This is a genomic window from Flavobacterium sp., assembly GCF_003525665.1.
GTDB lineage: Bacteria > Bacteroidota > Bacteroidia > Flavobacteriales > Flavobacteriaceae > Flavobacterium.
Window position 1 is genome coordinate 14,762 of the sequence record NZ_DQDX01000038.1, and the last position, 14,779, is coordinate 29,540.

At 32.4% G+C, this 14,779-nt stretch carries 15 protein-coding genes; 8 read left to right on the forward strand and 7 right to left on the reverse strand.

Annotated features, from left to right (window positions below):
• Window positions 1–38: 38 nt before the first annotated feature.
• From DIU01_RS02945 to DIU01_RS02955, 3 genes are read left to right on the forward strand one after another with little or no spacing between them, the layout of a single operon-like run.
• Window positions 39–1,388, forward strand: a complete 1,350-nt coding sequence (locus tag DIU01_RS02945; RefSeq protein ID WP_290831762.1) for a tetratricopeptide repeat protein — start codon at window positions 39–41, stop codon at window positions 1,386–1,388.
• A gap of 1 nt (window position 1,389) precedes the next feature.
• Window positions 1,390–2,157 (forward strand): DUF4292 domain-containing protein, encoded by a 768-nt coding sequence (locus DIU01_RS02950; RefSeq protein WP_290831763.1) that lies wholly within the window; start codon window positions 1,390–1,392, stop codon window positions 2,155–2,157.
• A 5-nt stretch (window positions 2,158–2,162) separates the two neighbouring features.
• Entirely contained in the window at window positions 2,163–3,413 is a 1,251-nt protein-coding gene (locus DIU01_RS02955; protein WP_290831764.1) for a peptidoglycan DD-metalloendopeptidase family protein, read from the forward strand.
• Between the two features lie 118 nt (window positions 3,414–3,531).
• Here DIU01_RS02955 and DIU01_RS02960 read toward each other — a convergent pair whose 3' ends face one another.
• Both DIU01_RS02960 and DIU01_RS02965 read right to left on the reverse strand, forming a co-directional pair.
• On the reverse strand, window positions 3,532–4,041 hold the full coding sequence (locus tag DIU01_RS02960) for an acyl-CoA thioesterase (RefSeq protein WP_035124593.1): 510 nt from the start codon (window positions 4,039–4,041) through the stop codon (window positions 3,532–3,534).
• A gap of 230 nt (window positions 4,042–4,271) precedes the next feature.
• Window positions 4,272–5,228 carry an SPOR domain-containing protein gene (locus DIU01_RS02965; RefSeq protein WP_290831765.1) on the reverse strand — a complete coding sequence of 319 codons (957 nt, stop codon included), beginning with the start codon at window positions 5,226–5,228 and terminating at the stop codon, window positions 4,272–4,274.
• A gap of 102 nt (window positions 5,229–5,330) precedes the next feature.
• Here DIU01_RS02965 and dprA point away from each other — a divergent pair, with 102 nt between their 5' ends.
• Entirely contained in the window at window positions 5,331–6,434 is a 1,104-nt protein-coding gene (gene dprA, locus DIU01_RS02970) for a DNA-processing protein DprA (protein WP_290831766.1), read from the forward strand.
• On the opposite strand, the gene trpS is transcribed toward dprA, so the two are convergent.
• Window positions 6,431–7,402, reverse strand: a complete 972-nt coding sequence (trpS, locus tag DIU01_RS02975) for a tryptophan--tRNA ligase (protein ID WP_290831767.1) — start codon at window positions 7,400–7,402, stop codon at window positions 6,431–6,433. The two genes, dprA and trpS, sit on opposite strands and share 4 nt — an antisense overlap.
• A gap of 93 nt (window positions 7,403–7,495) precedes the next feature.
• Between trpS and DIU01_RS02980 the strand changes: the two genes are divergently transcribed.
• A complete protein-coding gene (locus DIU01_RS02980) occupies window positions 7,496–8,233 on the forward strand; it encodes a 1-acyl-sn-glycerol-3-phosphate acyltransferase (protein ID WP_290831768.1) in 738 nt (245 codons plus the stop codon).
• A 94-nt stretch (window positions 8,234–8,327) separates the two neighbouring features.
• On the opposite strand, the gene DIU01_RS02985 is transcribed toward DIU01_RS02980, so the two are convergent.
• The 4 genes from DIU01_RS02985 to recA all read right to left on the reverse strand — a co-directional run bounded on the left by DIU01_RS02985 (window position 8,328) and on the right by recA (window position 12,053).
• Complete coding sequence (locus DIU01_RS02985; protein ID WP_290831769.1) at window positions 8,328–9,983, reverse strand: hypothetical protein; 1,656 nt, start codon at window positions 9,981–9,983, stop codon at window positions 8,328–8,330.
• Window positions 9,980–10,528: a sigma-70 family RNA polymerase sigma factor gene (locus DIU01_RS02990; protein ID WP_290831770.1), complete on the reverse strand. Its 549-nt coding sequence runs from the start codon at window positions 10,526–10,528 to the stop codon at window positions 9,980–9,982. Before DIU01_RS02990 ends, DIU01_RS02985 begins: the two co-directional genes overlap by 4 nt.
• Before the next feature lie 18 nt (window positions 10,529–10,546).
• Window positions 10,547–10,957, reverse strand: a complete 411-nt coding sequence (locus DIU01_RS02995) for a hypothetical protein (protein WP_290831771.1) — start codon at window positions 10,955–10,957, stop codon at window positions 10,547–10,549.
• A gap of 91 nt (window positions 10,958–11,048) precedes the next feature.
• Window positions 11,049–12,053 (reverse strand): recombinase RecA, encoded by a 1,005-nt coding sequence (gene recA / locus DIU01_RS03000; RefSeq protein WP_290831772.1) that lies wholly within the window; start codon window positions 12,051–12,053, stop codon window positions 11,049–11,051.
• A gap of 138 nt (window positions 12,054–12,191) precedes the next feature.
• Here recA and DIU01_RS03005 point away from each other — a divergent pair, with 138 nt between their 5' ends.
• The 3 genes from DIU01_RS03005 to DIU01_RS03015 all read left to right on the forward strand — a co-directional run bounded on the left by DIU01_RS03005 (window position 12,192) and on the right by DIU01_RS03015 (window position 14,685).
• Window positions 12,192–12,923 (forward strand): 1-acyl-sn-glycerol-3-phosphate acyltransferase, encoded by a 732-nt coding sequence (locus DIU01_RS03005; RefSeq protein WP_290831773.1) that lies wholly within the window; start codon window positions 12,192–12,194, stop codon window positions 12,921–12,923.
• A 50-nt stretch (window positions 12,924–12,973) separates the two neighbouring features.
• The gene (locus tag DIU01_RS03010; protein ID WP_290831774.1) at window positions 12,974–13,963 is read left to right on the forward strand and encodes an acyl-ACP desaturase; all 990 of its coding nucleotides are present in this window, start codon (window positions 12,974–12,976) and stop codon (window positions 13,961–13,963) included.
• 77 nt (window positions 13,964–14,040) lie between these two features.
• A complete protein-coding gene (locus tag DIU01_RS03015) occupies window positions 14,041–14,685 on the forward strand; it encodes an HD domain-containing protein (protein ID WP_290831775.1) in 645 nt (214 codons plus the stop codon).
• Window positions 14,686–14,779: the final 94 nt, after the last annotated feature.

Below are 14,779 nucleotides of genomic sequence, written 5' to 3' on the forward strand. Positions count from 1 at the left end.
ATTCGTGCAAATTCGTGCAATTAGTGTAAAATAAAAAGATGAAAAAAGTTATTGTTTTCGGTTTGCTTTTCGGAATGTTATTCATTCCCAATACACTTTTGGCTCAAGCAGAACCAGAGGATATTGCTTCTGTAAATAATGATTTCGAAAATTATTTCTACGAATCTTTGAAACAAAAAGGAATCGAAAATTACGATAAAGCAGTTGAAGCATTAGAAAAATGCAAAGACATTCAGCCAGAAAATGGCATCGTTTATTTTGAATTAGGAAAGAATTTTCTATCCCAAAAGAAGTATAAAGATGCTTACGATAATTTTGAAAAAGCTACCAAAATCGATCCTAAAAATCGTTGGGCTTGGGTAGGCATGTACGATGTATGTTATGAAACGCGCGATTTTAATCAAGCAATAATTATTGTTGAGAAATTGGTCGAATTTAAAGTCGATTATAAAGAAGATTTGACTTCGTTATACATGGAAACGCAACAATTTGATAAAGCGTTGACTTTGATAAATGACCTGAATGAAACCATTGGAAAAACTGAAAAACGAGAATTATACAAAGCAAGAATTCTTCAAGATGCCAAATACCAAGGATCGGAAAAAGCAGATTTAATTGCAAAAATCAAAAAAAATCCGAAGGACGAAGCCAATTATGTCGAACTAATTTTCATGTATTCGCAAAGCAATCAAGAAGAAAAAGCGTTGGAAGTTGCTAAGCAATTAGAAAAAGAAATTCCTACATCTGATTGGGCTCAAGTGAGTTTATTCAAATTTCATTTGAACAATAATGATGGCGATAAAACCGTTAAAGCAATGAATATTGTTTTGGCAAGCGATAAAGTCGATAGAAAAATCAAACATAGAATACTGAATGAATTTCTAATTTTTTCTAAAAATAATCCGCAGTACGATAAAGATTTAGAAAAAGCAATTGGCTATTTTGACAACGATAAAGAAGTACGCGTTGCCAAAGAAATTGGAAAGTTTTATCAAACCAAAAAAGAATGGAGCAAAGCCATAAAATATTACGAAATGCATTTGAAATCGGCATCCGATGATATGGAAACGATTATTTTATTGTCTCAGGCTTACGCCGAAAACGTTCAGTTTGATGTTTTAGCAAAATTTTCAGAAGAACAAATGCAGTTATTTCCAACGCAACCACAATTGTATTATTACAATGGATTAGCCAATAATCAATTAAAAAATTATAAAAAAGCCAAAGACGCATTAGAATCTGGAATTGATTTTATAGTTGATGATATCGTATTAGAAACTAATTTCAATATTCAATTGGGTGAAGCATTCAACGGATTGGGCGATGCAAAAAAGAAAGAAATGTACTTTACAAAAGCAAACGAATTGCTAAAAAAACAGAAGAAATAAAATGAAGAAGATACTAAGTTTAGTAGCAATAATTTTGATGGTTTCCTGCAAGTCCAAAGCGGTTTTAGCCGAAAGTGTTGCAACAGAAGTTTTAAATTCTGATAAAATAATAGAAAGCCATTACAACAATAAATTCGACTTTTCTACATTATCTATTAGAGCAAATGTCAAATTTGAAGACGAAAAAAACTCTCAAAATGTATCTGCAGATATTAGAATAAAAAAAGATGAAAAGATTCTGGTTATCATTAGAGTTCTTGGTTTAACAATGGCAAAAGCATTGATTACTCCAAATTCTGTGAAATATTATGAGTTTTTAGGAAAAAAATATTTCGAAGGCGATTATGCTTCATTAAGTCAATGGCTTGGAACCGATTTAGATTTTAATAAAGTTCAAAATTTACTAATCGGACAAGCTTTAGACAATCTAAATAATTCAAAATACACAGCTTCCATCGTAGATAAAATGTACAAATTGGAAGATGTTAAAGATTCCAATACAAAGAAAACATACTACTTTGAGGCAGAGAATTTTCTGTTAAAAAAGCAAGAAATTGAACAACCAGCGCAAGATAGAAAGTTACAAATAAGTTATCCAGAATACCAAAAACTATCCGATAAGATAGTACCTTTGAAATTTGCTATTGAAGCCAATCAGAAAAAAGGGAAAACAAACATAGACATCGATTACAAAACCATTACTTTCAACGAAGATTTTTCTTTTCCATACAGCGTTCCAGATGGATACGAAAGAATTTATATCAAATAATGAATATGCAAAAAGCAGTATTTACATTTTTTTTAGTTTTACTAACTTCATTTTCATGGAGTCAACAAACGCAAGAAGAACTTGAACAACGTAAAGCCAAAATCCAAGCAGAAATCCGTGAAAAAGAAATGATGCTTCAAGATGTTAGAAAACAAGAGAAATCGGTTACCAAATTATTGACTATCCAAAAGGAAAAAATTGGTTTAAAGCAAAAATTAATTACCACAACAGCCAAGCAAACCAAGTTGTTGAGCAATGACATTTATACCAATCAAGTTGAAATAAATAAATTAAGAAAAGATCTTGTTGAACTTAAAGAAGACTATGCAGAAATGATTGTAAAATCATACAAAAGTCGTTCTACGCAAAGTCGCGCCATGTTTTTATTGTCTTCAGAAAACTTTTTGCAAGCCTATAAAAGATTGCAATACATGAAGCAATATTCTAATTATAGAAAAATGCAAGGCGAAGAAATTAAGTCTAAAACAGTTCGATTAGACGATAATGTTAAAAGATTATCTGGACAAAAAACCGAGAAAGAAAAACTAATTGCCGATCAAGAAAAGCAAAGACAAGACCTTGAAAAAGAAAAGGCCGAGCAAGAGAAAATTGCAAAAAGTTTAAATAAAAGTAAAAAGCAAATTACTGCCGAGATTAAAGCGAAACAGCAAGAAAGCAAACGTATCGATGCACAGATTAAAAAATTAATTCGTGAAGCCATCGCCGAAGCCAATAGAAAAGCAGCTGCCGAAAGAGCAAAAGCCAATCCTAAAACAACCACTGCTGCCGAAACTAAAAAAATCGAATCATCAGATAAAATTATTTTAACTCCAGAAGGAAAAGTAATTTCAGATAATTTTAGAGCCAATAAAGGAAACTTACCTTGGCCAGTAGAAAAAGGAGCAATCACTTTGGGTTATGGTGATCAAGCACATCCAGTTTATAAATCGCTGGTAGTTCATAATAGTGGTGTCGAAATCACTACAGAAAACGGTTCAAATGCACGCGCGGTTTTTGGTGGCGAAGTAACTAAAGTAATTAAAATCTCACCTTTAAACATCGCCGTTTTTATCCGTCATGGAGATTATTTTACAGTATATCAAAACTTAAGTTCTGTGAACGTAAGCGTTGGCGATAAAGTATCGATAAAACAAAGTTTAGGAAAAATTAGAACCAATGCCGATGGGAAGACAATTCTCAAATTCATGGTTTCTCAAAATACAACTTACAATAATCCAGCAACTTGGCTGAATTAAAAAATCAGTAAATCCTGCAAGGTTTTTAAAACCTTGTAGGTATATTTATAAATGTATATTTTTTTATGAAACCTACAAGGTCGAAAAAAGACCTTGCAGGATATAGAATTGTAGAAAATTACATAAACAATGCTTTCAATTCGGTTGCATCATGCGGATTCATTTTTCCGGCAAGAACCAAACTCAGTTGTTTTCTTCTTAAAGCAGCATCATATCTAGATTTTTCTTCCTCAGTTTCTGGAACCAATTGCGGTACTTCAACCGGATTTCCAGTTTCATTCACCGCTACAAAAGTATAAATTGCCTCGTTCGCCTTCATTTTAGTTCCCGATTCGCGGTCTTCAATCCAAACATCTAGAAAAATTTCCATCGATGTAGAAAACGCTCTAGAAATCTTCGCCTCAATAGTAACAACACTTCCCAAAGGAATAGAACGATTAAAAGCCACGTGATTTACAGATGCCGTAACTACAATTCGTCTAGAATGGCGTCGTGCAGCAATACTCGCGGCTCTATCCATTCGCGCCAATAATTCGCCACCAAAAAGATTGTTCAACGGATTGGTTTCGCTCGGCAACACTAAATCGGTAAGTATCGTCAACGAATCTATAGGATGTTTTGGAGTCATAGTTTTTTTTGCAAAGGTATTTAATTTTGATAAAAATAAGTTGAATTATTTGAAGCTATTTCCAGCTATCCGTTTCAAGATTTTGTTGTAAAAACAATTTTTCTACGGCGTAAAAAGAGCTTCCTTTGGTCGCTTTTTTACACTAAGAAAAATAAGTTTTTATAACAAAATGCTTTCCACTACTATCTGGGCTAAAAAAAAGTCCCGAGATTAATCGGAACTTTCTGTTTTTATAAATCGTCTATTAAAAGCCAAGTATCAGGATTGATGGTTTTTTTAATCCTATTCATTTCCTTTTGAGCTTCGGCATAATTAGAAAAACTTCCGTAAAGAACAGGATACATTCCGTGTTTGTTAGGAGCAATTCGTTTTGCTTGATAGCCTTGCTTTACAAGATTAGTATACATTTTATCGGCATTTTTTTCTTTTGTAAAAACCCCAGCCACAATATGATAAGGCAATTTATCGCTTTTCACCGTTAACGTAACCGACGGAATTGGATTACTAATAAAGAAAGTCGCTTCTTGAATTTTTTGATTCACTTGGTTTTGAACTTTCGTTTGAACCGCAACTGTTTCTTGCTGAATTTTATTTTGATAAAACTCATTTCCAAAGAAGCCACCAGCGCTAATTAATCCTGCGCCCAGAACAAAAATGGCTGCATATTTCATATAATTGCGCGAACTTCTTGGTTCTGCAATGAACTCAATTGGAGCTTTTTCTTCTTCTTCTATTGTTTGATTTTCAACAACATGATTATAAACTTCACGCTTAATTGCAGGTGAAACGTATGATGTTAATCCGAAAGAATCGGTTAAATAATTCAATTGATCGAACGGAACAAAAACTAAACTTTTCTCGGCATTCAAAGATAATTCTCCAACATTCTTGATGCTAATGGCACCAAAATCTTGAAGCTTACTTTTCCAAGAAAGAACTTGATTTTCTATTGCAGAAACAGCAACTTCATAACTCATTTTCTCGGCTTGAGCAATATGATTTGCTAATAAACCATCGTTGTTTTTTAGGTACGAATTAAACGATACCAACTTTTTAGGCGGATAAAACGAATGCGAACTTTCATGCAATTGCGCCGATTGGATTTCGGTTAAAAAAGCACCAAATCCTGGAACAGTTACACATTGGTAACGATACAATAATTGTGATATGTATTGGTCAATCTTCATAAATACAAATTTAATTATTTAATGCGTATCGCAAAATTTTATCAACAAACTTTGTTAACAATTTTAAAAATCTTTCTTACTTTTGAAATCCAATTATTTACAATGAACGATACAGAACTATTACATTTATTAGCCTTATTAAAAGTAGATGGCGTTGGCGATATTGTTGCCAAAAAGCTACTCAATCACTTTACAACTGCCGAAAATATTTTCAAAGCCAAAGCCAATCAACTAGAATCTATTGATGGAATTGGTCGGGTTTTAATTAAAAATCTAAAAGATAAAACCGTTTTTAATTTGGCCGAAGCCGAACTAAAATTTATAAAAGAAAACAATATCAATTGTCTTTTTTACCAAGACGAAAAGTATCCGGATCGACTGAAACATTGTATCGACGGACCAATTTTATTATTTACTTCAGGAACTATCGATTTTAATAACAGAAAAGTAATTAGCATTGTTGGAACTAGAGAAATAACATCCTACGGAACAGAATTCTGCAAAAAATTTATTGAAGATTTAGCGCCATTAAACCCAATAATCGTTAGTGGTTTTGCTTATGGAGTTGATATCGTTGCTCATAAAATAGCGATGGATTTAGGTTTGCAAACGATTGGTGTTGTAGCTCACGGTCTAAATCAAGTCTATCCAAAAGTGCACAAAAAGTATGTTGCCAAAATGGAACAAAACGGTGGTTTCATGACCGAATTTTGGAGCAATTCTAATCCAGAAAAAGAAAATTTTGTAAAACGAAACAGAATCGTTGCTGGAATTAGTGAAGCCACAATCGTGATTGAAAGTGCCGAAAAAGGTGGTTCATTAATTACAGCCAATTTAGCCAACGATTACAACAGAGATGTTTTTGCAGTTCCCGGAAGAACATCCGATAAATTTAGTCAAGGTTGTAATAATTTGATTAAAACTCAAAAAGCACATTTACTAACTTCTGCTGCCGATTTAATTTATATTCTCAATTGGGAGTTGAAACAAGATGAGAGCAAAGTTATCCAAAAGCAATTGTTTGTTTCTCTAGAAAACGACGAACAAAAAGTCTACGATTACCTCCAAAAAAACGGAAAGCAACTACTAGATGTAATTGCTCTCGATTGTGATTTTCCAGTATTTAGAATTTCTTCTATTTTATTGAATATGGAATTGAAAGGTGTTGTAAGACCATTGCCTGGGAAATTGTTTGAAGCGGTTTAATCAAATCCCAATTTCACTCTAACTCTTCCTAAAACTTCATTTGCAATTACATGAGCTTTTTCAGCGCCTTGTTTTAATAACGCGTCAACTTCCTCAAGATTGTTGATATAGTAGTTGTATTTTTCTCTTTCGGTTTTAAATTTCTCGCAGATTAATTCAAACAAAGCTTGTTTGGCGTGACCGTAACCATAATTTCCACCAAGGTAATTTTGTTTCATTGAGGTAATTTGCTCGTCAGTTGCTAATAATTTATAGATAGCAAATATCTTGCACGTATCTGGATTTTTAGGATCTTCAAGTGGTGTGCTATCGCTTTCTATAGACATTACTTGTTTGCGCAACGCTTTGTCATCAAGGAAAATGTTGATGATGTTTCCGCGAGATTTACTCATTTTTCCGCCATCGGTTCCAGGAACATACATGGTTTCTTCTTGTACTTTTCCTTCAGGAATTACAAAAGTTTCTCCCATTTGATGATTGAAACGCGAAGCTACATCACGAGTAATTTCTATGTGTTGCATTTGGTCTTTTCCTACAGGAACAAAATTGGCATCATACAATAAAATATCAGCAGCCATTAGCATCGGATAAGTAAATAATCCGGCGTTTACGTCTTCTAATCTATCGGCTTTATCCTTGAAAGAATGGGCTAATGTTAATCGTTGAAACGGAAAAAAGCAACTTAAGTACCAAGATAATTCGGCAGTTTGTGGCACATCACTTTGTCTGTAAAAAGTAACTTTATTGATATCTAAACCGCAAGCAAGCCAAGCTGCAGCAGTACTGTAGGTATTGTTTCGAAGTGTTTCACCGTCTTTTATTTGAGTAATCGAATGTAAATCGGCTATAAATAAAAACGACTGATTGCTGGGATTGTTTGATAATTCAATTGCTGGTATAATTGCACCAAGAAGATTTCCTAAATGTGGTGTACCTGTGCTTTGAACTCCTGTAAGTATTTTTGCCATAATGTGCTGAATTAATTTCAGTATCTAAAATTATTTACCGCAAAGTTAAACCTTTGTATTAAAATTCACATACTATTGTTTATTTTTGACGCTATGAGAATACTAAAAATTATTTTTTGGGTGCTTTGGCGCATTTGGTTTTACATTTTGATGGGAGCAATCATTATCATTATGTTTCCGTTTTTGGTGATTTCTATCTTGAGAGAAGAATGGTATCCGTACTTTTTTATCATGGCTAGAATTTGGGCAAAAGGAATTCTAATCGGAATGGGATTTCGCTATAAAGTAGAACGCGAGCAAGAACTTGAAGATAAAAAAAGTTATATGCTTGTTGCCAATCACACATCGATGTTAGACATTATGTTGATGTTGGCCATTGTAAAAAATCCGTTTGTGTTTGTTGGAAAAAAGGAGTTGGCAAAAATTCCGTTATTTGGTTTTTTCTACAAACGAACTTGTATTTTGGTAGATAGAAACAGTCCGAAAAGCAGAATGGAAGTGTATGAACGCGCTCAAAAAAGATTAAAACAAGGCTTAAGTATTTGTATTTTCCCTGAAGGTGGCGTTCCAGACGAATCAATAGTTCTTGATGAGTTTAAAGATGGTGCATTTCGATTGGCATCGGAACATCAAATACCAATTGTACCCATGACATTTGCCGATAATAAAAAGCGTTTTTCCTATACTTTTATGAGCGGAAGTCCAGGATTATTGAGAGCCAAAGTGCATTCGTTTATTGAAACCCACGGAAAGGAATTGGACGATAAAAAAGAATTGAAAAATAAAACTAGAGACATTATATTAAACCAATTACAAAAGTTTAATCCATAAAAAAGAGCGCTTAACTAGGCGCTCTTTTCCGTTATTACTCGGAAGCAATAACACCTTAACTAATTTTAAACTAACTTAACCTAATCTAACCAAATTAAAAAGTAAAAGTAACTCCAGAGTATAACCCAAAAAAGTAAGGTTTAAAATCGCCAGAATCTTTTATAAATGTATTTATCTGATATTTAAAAACGGGTTCTACTCGAGCTTCAAAGTTCTTGAAAAAACCGTATTTAAATCCTAATCCAACATTAGTACTAAAGTGAATATCATTTAAATTATTTGCTTCACCAATATTCATTTGAACACCAGAAGAAATTACAGAAACTTCATTCTGATTTAAAAGCAACGTACTAACTCCACCAATTACATCAACTCCAAATTTTTTATCTACCAATTTATAAGATAACTCTAAAGGAATTTCTAGATAACCAATTTGCTGATTAACAGTGCTATTAAACTTTTTAAGAGCATTTCCAGATGAAGCAATCTCCATTGTGCCACCAGTAGTTGTTACTGAATTTTTACTTTCAATTTGAATGAATGCACCAACAGCATTGGGTTTTACATGATCTAATGATTTGGCATTTGCGTTTTGAGAAATTAAAACATCGTTAGTGTCATAATTTAGGGAAACAGCATTGATACCACTTCTTACTTTTATTTTTTTATTTACAGCATAATTTACACCTAAACCATAACTAAAATTGGTTTTATAGGTCTTGCTGTTATTTTTTAACTCTGAGTCTAAAGGCGAACCGTTGGATGCCGAACTAAAATAAATAGGCGCAACATTTGATGACAATTGCCACCTATTTAATTTTGGTTCTTTACTTGTTTTCTTTTCTTTTTCAATGAGCAATTCTTCCATCGCGTTAGGCACAACACTAGCAATTGATGTTGAGTCTATTTTTTTTATTTCGTCTTTCTTTAGTTCAGAGTTTGTTTTTTCTGCAATAATTTGGGTGTTATTAATTGGTAAATTGGTGTCACTATTTTTATTTAAAATATCAGTTTTAGATTTGTTAGCATCTAAATTATTCGAGATACTTGTATTGATTAAATCAGAATTAGTTCTTTCGTTTTTAGTTCCATCAGAATTATTTGCAACAGCAATGTTGTTTTTAGAACTAGTATTTATATCAGAATTCTTGCTGCTGTTTTTAGTTCCATCAGAATTATTTGCTACAGCCGTATTGTTTTTAGAACTTGTATTTACATCAGAATTAATGCTTCCGTTTTTAGTTCTATCTGAATTATTTGCTACAGCTGTATTGTTTTTAGAATTAGAATTTACATCAGAATTAGTTCTTCCGTTTTTAGTTCCATCAGAATTATTTGCAACAGCAGTATTGTTTTTAGAACTCGTATTTGCATCAGCATCGATTTCAACTTCATTTATTTTTGATGAATTACTATTGTTTTTTGTTTCATTATTTTCATCAGATACTACTTCGTTGTTTTCTAATTCTTTTAAACCAGTAGCATTAGGTGTGTTTTCTTTTTTACCATTAGTATCAATCACAACATCATTAGAAACTGTATTATTATCAAATGTAAAATTGTAAATTCCTAATCCTATTACAAAAGCAGCTGCAATTCCGGATAGTTTCCACCAAAATGGGATAACTCTCTTTTTCTTTTTTTCTTTCAAGCGCAACTCAATATTCTCCCAAACTTCTTCTTTTGGGGCAACATCAAGATTGCTAAGTCTTTCTTGAAAGAGACGATCTATATTTTTATTTTCTTTCATTTCATTAATGGAATTTTATGTTTTCCATTATTGGATTCTATTTTATCTTTTAATATCACTCTTGCTCGAGACAGATTAGATTTAGATGTGCCTACACTAATCTTTAACATCTCTGCTATTTCTTGATGTGAGTAACCATCAATGGCATATAAATTAAAAACCAATCTATATTTATCGGGTAATTCCTGAATTATCTTTAGCAAATAATCGATAGAAACGTTTTCATCATCAATTTCAACTTCTTCAATATCATCTGCAATTTCTTCCTTTACAATATTTAAAAAAGTTTCTTTTCTGTATTGTTGCAGAATAAAATTGACCATTAATCTTTTTATCCAACCTTCAAAAGATCCTTTAAAAGAAAACTGATCTATTTTTTCAAAAATTAACAGAAATCCTTCTTGTAGGTTGTCTTGAGCTTCTTCATAATTGCGCGAATATTTTAAGCATACAGAAAACAACTTAGATGAATACAATCTATATAGTGCTTCTTGTGCTTTAATATCATTTTTCTTGCAATTATTTATGAGTTGCTCTAAACTCAAACTATATAGTTTTAAAAGTTATAATACTTCTACCTCATGCGTTTCATATTGGTCTGTACCATTTGCATCTGGACCTAGCCAAAATTTAAAGGTATATGTTCCAGGTTCTGTAGGTTTAAATTCATAATCTACCGTAAACATACTTTCGTCTGCTAAACAGTTAGAATTATTTAATTTTACTGTTCGTATAGCTACAACTTTGTTATAGATATTGCTGCTTTCGTAATTGGTAAAAAAACCATTAAAAATGTGACAATCGGTTGGTCTTTTATACTTAATTTTAATTATCGATAGGTTTCCAACCGTGTAACTTGGTGGCATTTCTACTTCTTCAACAGGCAATAAAATAAATTCTCTGTCAGAATCACTTCCTACTGTGCAAGAGTTCAAAGCAAAAAACATGCTTAAGATAATAATAAAATTTTTCATTCTTCTTTTCATTATGTTTTCGTTAGATGCAAAATTTATAAAAAGGTTGCGTTGTAATGTAAAAAAATCCCGTTTTTACACGGGATTTTTTTTATGCGTTATTTTCTTTAATCAATGCTTTTATTTTAAGCTCTAATTCATCGGCTAATTCTGGATTGTCTTTTATTAAAGATTTTACAGCATCACGACCTTGACCTAGTTTGGTATCGCCATAACTAAACCACGAACCAGCTTTTTTCACAATTTCAAATTCTACTGCTAAATCAAGAATTTCTCCAGTTTTAGAAACGCCTTCGCCATACATAATATCGAATTCGGCAGTTTTAAATGGTGGAGCCACTTTATTTTTAACCACTTTTACTTTAGTTCTATTTCCAATTACGTTTTCACCATCTTTTATTTGTGATGAACGACGGATGTCTAAACGAACCGATGCATAAAATTTCAATGCATTTCCTCCTGTTGTAGTTTCTGGATTTCCGAACATTACACCAATTTTCTCTCTCAACTGATTGATAAAGAAAACAGTACAATTAGTTTTACTAATGGTTCCAGTTAATTTTCTTAAAGCTTGCGACATTAAACGAGCGTGTAATCCCATTTTAGAATCACCCATTTCTCCTTCAATTTCACTTTTCGGAGTCAAAGCAGCAACCGAGTCAATAACTACAATATCAATTGCTCCCGAACGAATTAAATTCTCAGCAATTTCTAATGCTTGTTCCCCATTATCTGGTTGTGATATGATTAAATTTTCAATATCAACTCCAAGTTTTTCGGCATAATTTCTATCAAATGCGTGTTCTGCATCAATAAACGCAGCAATTCCGCCAGCTTTTTGAGCTTCGGCAATGGCATGTAGCGTTAAAGTTGTTTTACCCGACGATTCTGGACCATATATTTCTATAACTCTTCCCTTAGGATAGCCATTAACTCCTAGAGCTAAATCTAAACCTAGCGAACCCGATGAAATTGTTTCTACTTCTTCTATGGCTTTATCGCCCATCTTCATTACGGTTCCTTTTCCGTACGTTTTGTCTAATTTGTCAAGCGTTAGTTGTAAGGCTTTTAATTTAGCGTCTTTTTCTGAACTCATTTTTTCTTTCATTTAAATTGCTTGTATTTTTCGTAAAATTAAATATTTTTTTGATGTAAAAGAAGTTTATACAAATGAGTTTTAAACAATTCCATCCAAAATATATTTCTTACTTTAGCCAACAAATTTTTTACAGTCATGGAGAAGCTAATTTCTTATCCAATATCCGTTGTTTATTATCTATGTTTCGGATTGTGTTTAGTGGTTTTTCATCCCATTCAGTGGATTTGCTTTAACGTTTTTGGATACCAAGCGCATAAAAAAAGTGTCGATTATCTTAATTTTTGTTTGGTAAAATGCGTCAATCTTTTAGGAACATGGTTTCAGTTTAGAAACATTGATAAAATTCCAAAAGGCGCTCCAATTATTTTTGTTGCCAACCACCAAAGTATGTATGATATTATTGGTATGATTTGGTATTTGAGAAGATTTCATCCAAAATTTGTAAGCAAAAAAGAATTAGGCTCAGGAATTCCGAGTGTGTCATACAATTTAAGACATGGTGGTTCCGTTTTAATAGATAGAAAAGATCCAAAACAAGCTATTCCAACCATAAAAGGTCTAGCAGAATATATTGAAACTCATAAACGTTCAGCAGTAATTTTTCCAGAAGGAACAAGAAGCAAAGACGGAAAACCAAAAGAATTCGCACAAAGTGGACTAAAAATTCTTTGTAAATGCGCTCCATCTGCTTATGTTGTGCCAATTTCTATAAATAATTCGTGGAAAATGGTTAAATTTGGAGCTTTTCCAATGGGTTTAGGTAATCGATTGGAATTTATAATTCACGATCCAATTGCAGTAAGCGATTTTTCATTTGAAGAAATAATGCAAAAAACCGAAAATGCAGTTGTGCAATCATTAAAATAATAATCAGATTTTATTTTGTCTCAAATCTAAAATCTACAATAAACTATATAATGTCTATAAAAAACATCCGTCTAGAGGTGATGCAATTTCTAGAAAATAAGGTTGACGATTTTGTCGATCAATTTTTAATTCCAGTAGAAACAATTTGGCAACCATCAGATTTTTTGCCTGATGCACAAAGTGAAAACTTCTTTGAAGAAGTAAAAGAATTACAAGAAATTGCCAAAGATTTACCTTATGATTTTTGGGTAGCAATGGTTGGTGATACTATTACCGAAGAAGCGCTTCCTACTTATGAATCGTGGTTAATGGAAGTAGAAGGTGTAGATAATGAAGGAAGAAATGGCTGGTCTAAATGGGTGCGTCAATGGACGAGTGAAGAAAACCGTCACGGCGATTTACTAAACAAATATTTGTACTTATCAGGTCGTGTGAACATGCGCGAAGTAGAAATTACAACGCAACATTTAATTGCCGATGGTTTCGATATTGGAACAGGTAAAGATCCATACAAAAACTTTGTTTACACTAGTTTTCAAGAACTTGCGACTTATATTTCTCACAATAGAGTGTCGCAATTAGCTAAAGATTATGGCGATAAAAAGCTTTCTAAAGTGTGCAAAATGATTGCAGGCGATGAAATGCGTCACCATCATGCTTATAGTGAATTTGTAAATCAAATTTTCAAAGTAGATCCAAGTGAAATGATGCTTGCTTTTCAATACATGATGAAGCAAAAAATTACAATGCCAGCTCATTTCTTGAGAGAATCTGGTGAGAAAATAGGAACTGCTTTCGAACAATTTTCTAATTCTGCACAAAAATTAGGTGTTTATACCGCTAATGATTATGTAGATATTATGCAGAAATTAATTGATAAATGGAACATCGATAAAATTTCTGGTTTAACAGATGAAGCCGAAAAAGCGCGTGATTATTTAATGAAATTGCCAGGAAGAATGGCTAAAATTTCTGAAAGATTGGTTTTACCAGAAGAGAATCATATTTTTAAATGGGTTCAACCAGCTTTGATTAAATAAACATTCAAAAAATAGCAATATTAAAATTCCAAATTCCAATATTTATTTAGAGTTTGGAATTTTTTATAAAATGTAATATGAGTTTAATAGACAATACGATTTTATTTGTAAAGCAAAAATTAGAAAATGCTGAAGCTGGGCACGATTGGTTTCATATTGAAAGAGTTTATAAAAATGCTTTGTTAATTGCTCAAGATGAAGTTTGTGATATTCAAATTGTAAAACTTGGAGCACTTCTTCATGATATTGCTGATAGTAAATTCAATGATGGAGACGAAACCGTTGGACCAAAAGTGGCTCGTGAATTTCTCGAATCGCAAAATGCTTCCGAAGAAATTATAGTTCATGTGGTAAACATCATCGAAAACATTTCGTTTAAAGGTGGAAATTTTGAAAAGAAATTTACATCTAAAGAATTAGAAATTGTACAAGATGCTGATAGATTGGATGCACTTGGAGCCATTGGAATTGCAAGAACATTCAATTATGGCGGATTTAAAAACAGACCACTTTACAATCCAGATATTGCACCCAATCTTTCAATGACGAAAGAAGAATATAAAAACAGCGCATCGCCAACACTAAATCATTTTTACGAAAAATTACTGTTGTTGAAAGACAAAATGAATACCGAAACTGGTAAAAAAATTGCAGAAGAAAGGCATCAATTTATGGAGCTTTTTCTATCGCAATTTTATGCCGAATGGGATGGTGAATTATAGTATTCAGTTTTCAGTCTCAGTTTTCAGTCTCAGTTTTCAGTCTCAGTTTTCAGTTTTTCACATAATATACAACCAGTTTGTCATTCCGTAGGAA

What these genes read in the sequence shown, in the direction of transcription:
- DIU01_RS02965 (WP_290831765.1), bottom strand. Translation starts at nt 5,228, where the DNA reads ATGAAGATTGACCAATACATATCACAATTATTGTATCGTTACCAATGT.
- DIU01_RS02995 (WP_290831771.1), bottom strand. Translation starts at nt 10,957, where the DNA reads ATGAAAAATTTTATTATTATCTTAAGCATGTTTTTTGCTTTGAACTCT.
- dprA (WP_290831766.1), top strand. Translation starts at nt 5,331, where the DNA reads ATGAACGATACAGAACTATTACATTTATTAGCCTTATTAAAAGTAGAT.
- trpS (WP_290831767.1), bottom strand. Translation starts at nt 7,402, where the DNA reads ATGGCAAAAATACTTACAGGAGTTCAAAGCACAGGTACACCACATTTA.
- recA (WP_290831772.1), bottom strand. Translation starts at nt 12,053, where the DNA reads ATGAGTTCAGAAAAAGACGCTAAATTAAAAGCCTTACAACTAACGCTT.
- DIU01_RS02955 (WP_290831764.1), top strand. Translation starts at nt 2,163, where the DNA reads ATGCAAAAAGCAGTATTTACATTTTTTTTAGTTTTACTAACTTCATTT.
- DIU01_RS02945 (WP_290831762.1), top strand. Translation starts at nt 39, where the DNA reads ATGAAAAAAGTTATTGTTTTCGGTTTGCTTTTCGGAATGTTATTCATT.
- DIU01_RS02980 (WP_290831768.1), top strand. Translation starts at nt 7,496, where the DNA reads ATGAGAATACTAAAAATTATTTTTTGGGTGCTTTGGCGCATTTGGTTT.
- DIU01_RS02985 (WP_290831769.1), bottom strand. Translation starts at nt 9,983, where the DNA reads ATGAAAGAAAATAAAAATATAGATCGTCTCTTTCAAGAAAGACTTAGC.
- DIU01_RS02950 (WP_290831763.1), top strand. Translation starts at nt 1,390, where the DNA reads ATGAAGAAGATACTAAGTTTAGTAGCAATAATTTTGATGGTTTCCTGC.
- DIU01_RS03015 (WP_290831775.1), top strand. Translation starts at nt 14,041, where the DNA reads ATGAGTTTAATAGACAATACGATTTTATTTGTAAAGCAAAAATTAGAA.
- DIU01_RS03005 (WP_290831773.1), top strand. Translation starts at nt 12,192, where the DNA reads ATGGAGAAGCTAATTTCTTATCCAATATCCGTTGTTTATTATCTATGT.
- DIU01_RS03010 (WP_290831774.1), top strand. Translation starts at nt 12,974, where the DNA reads ATGTCTATAAAAAACATCCGTCTAGAGGTGATGCAATTTCTAGAAAAT.
- DIU01_RS02960 (WP_035124593.1), bottom strand. Translation starts at nt 4,041, where the DNA reads ATGACTCCAAAACATCCTATAGATTCGTTGACGATACTTACCGATTTA.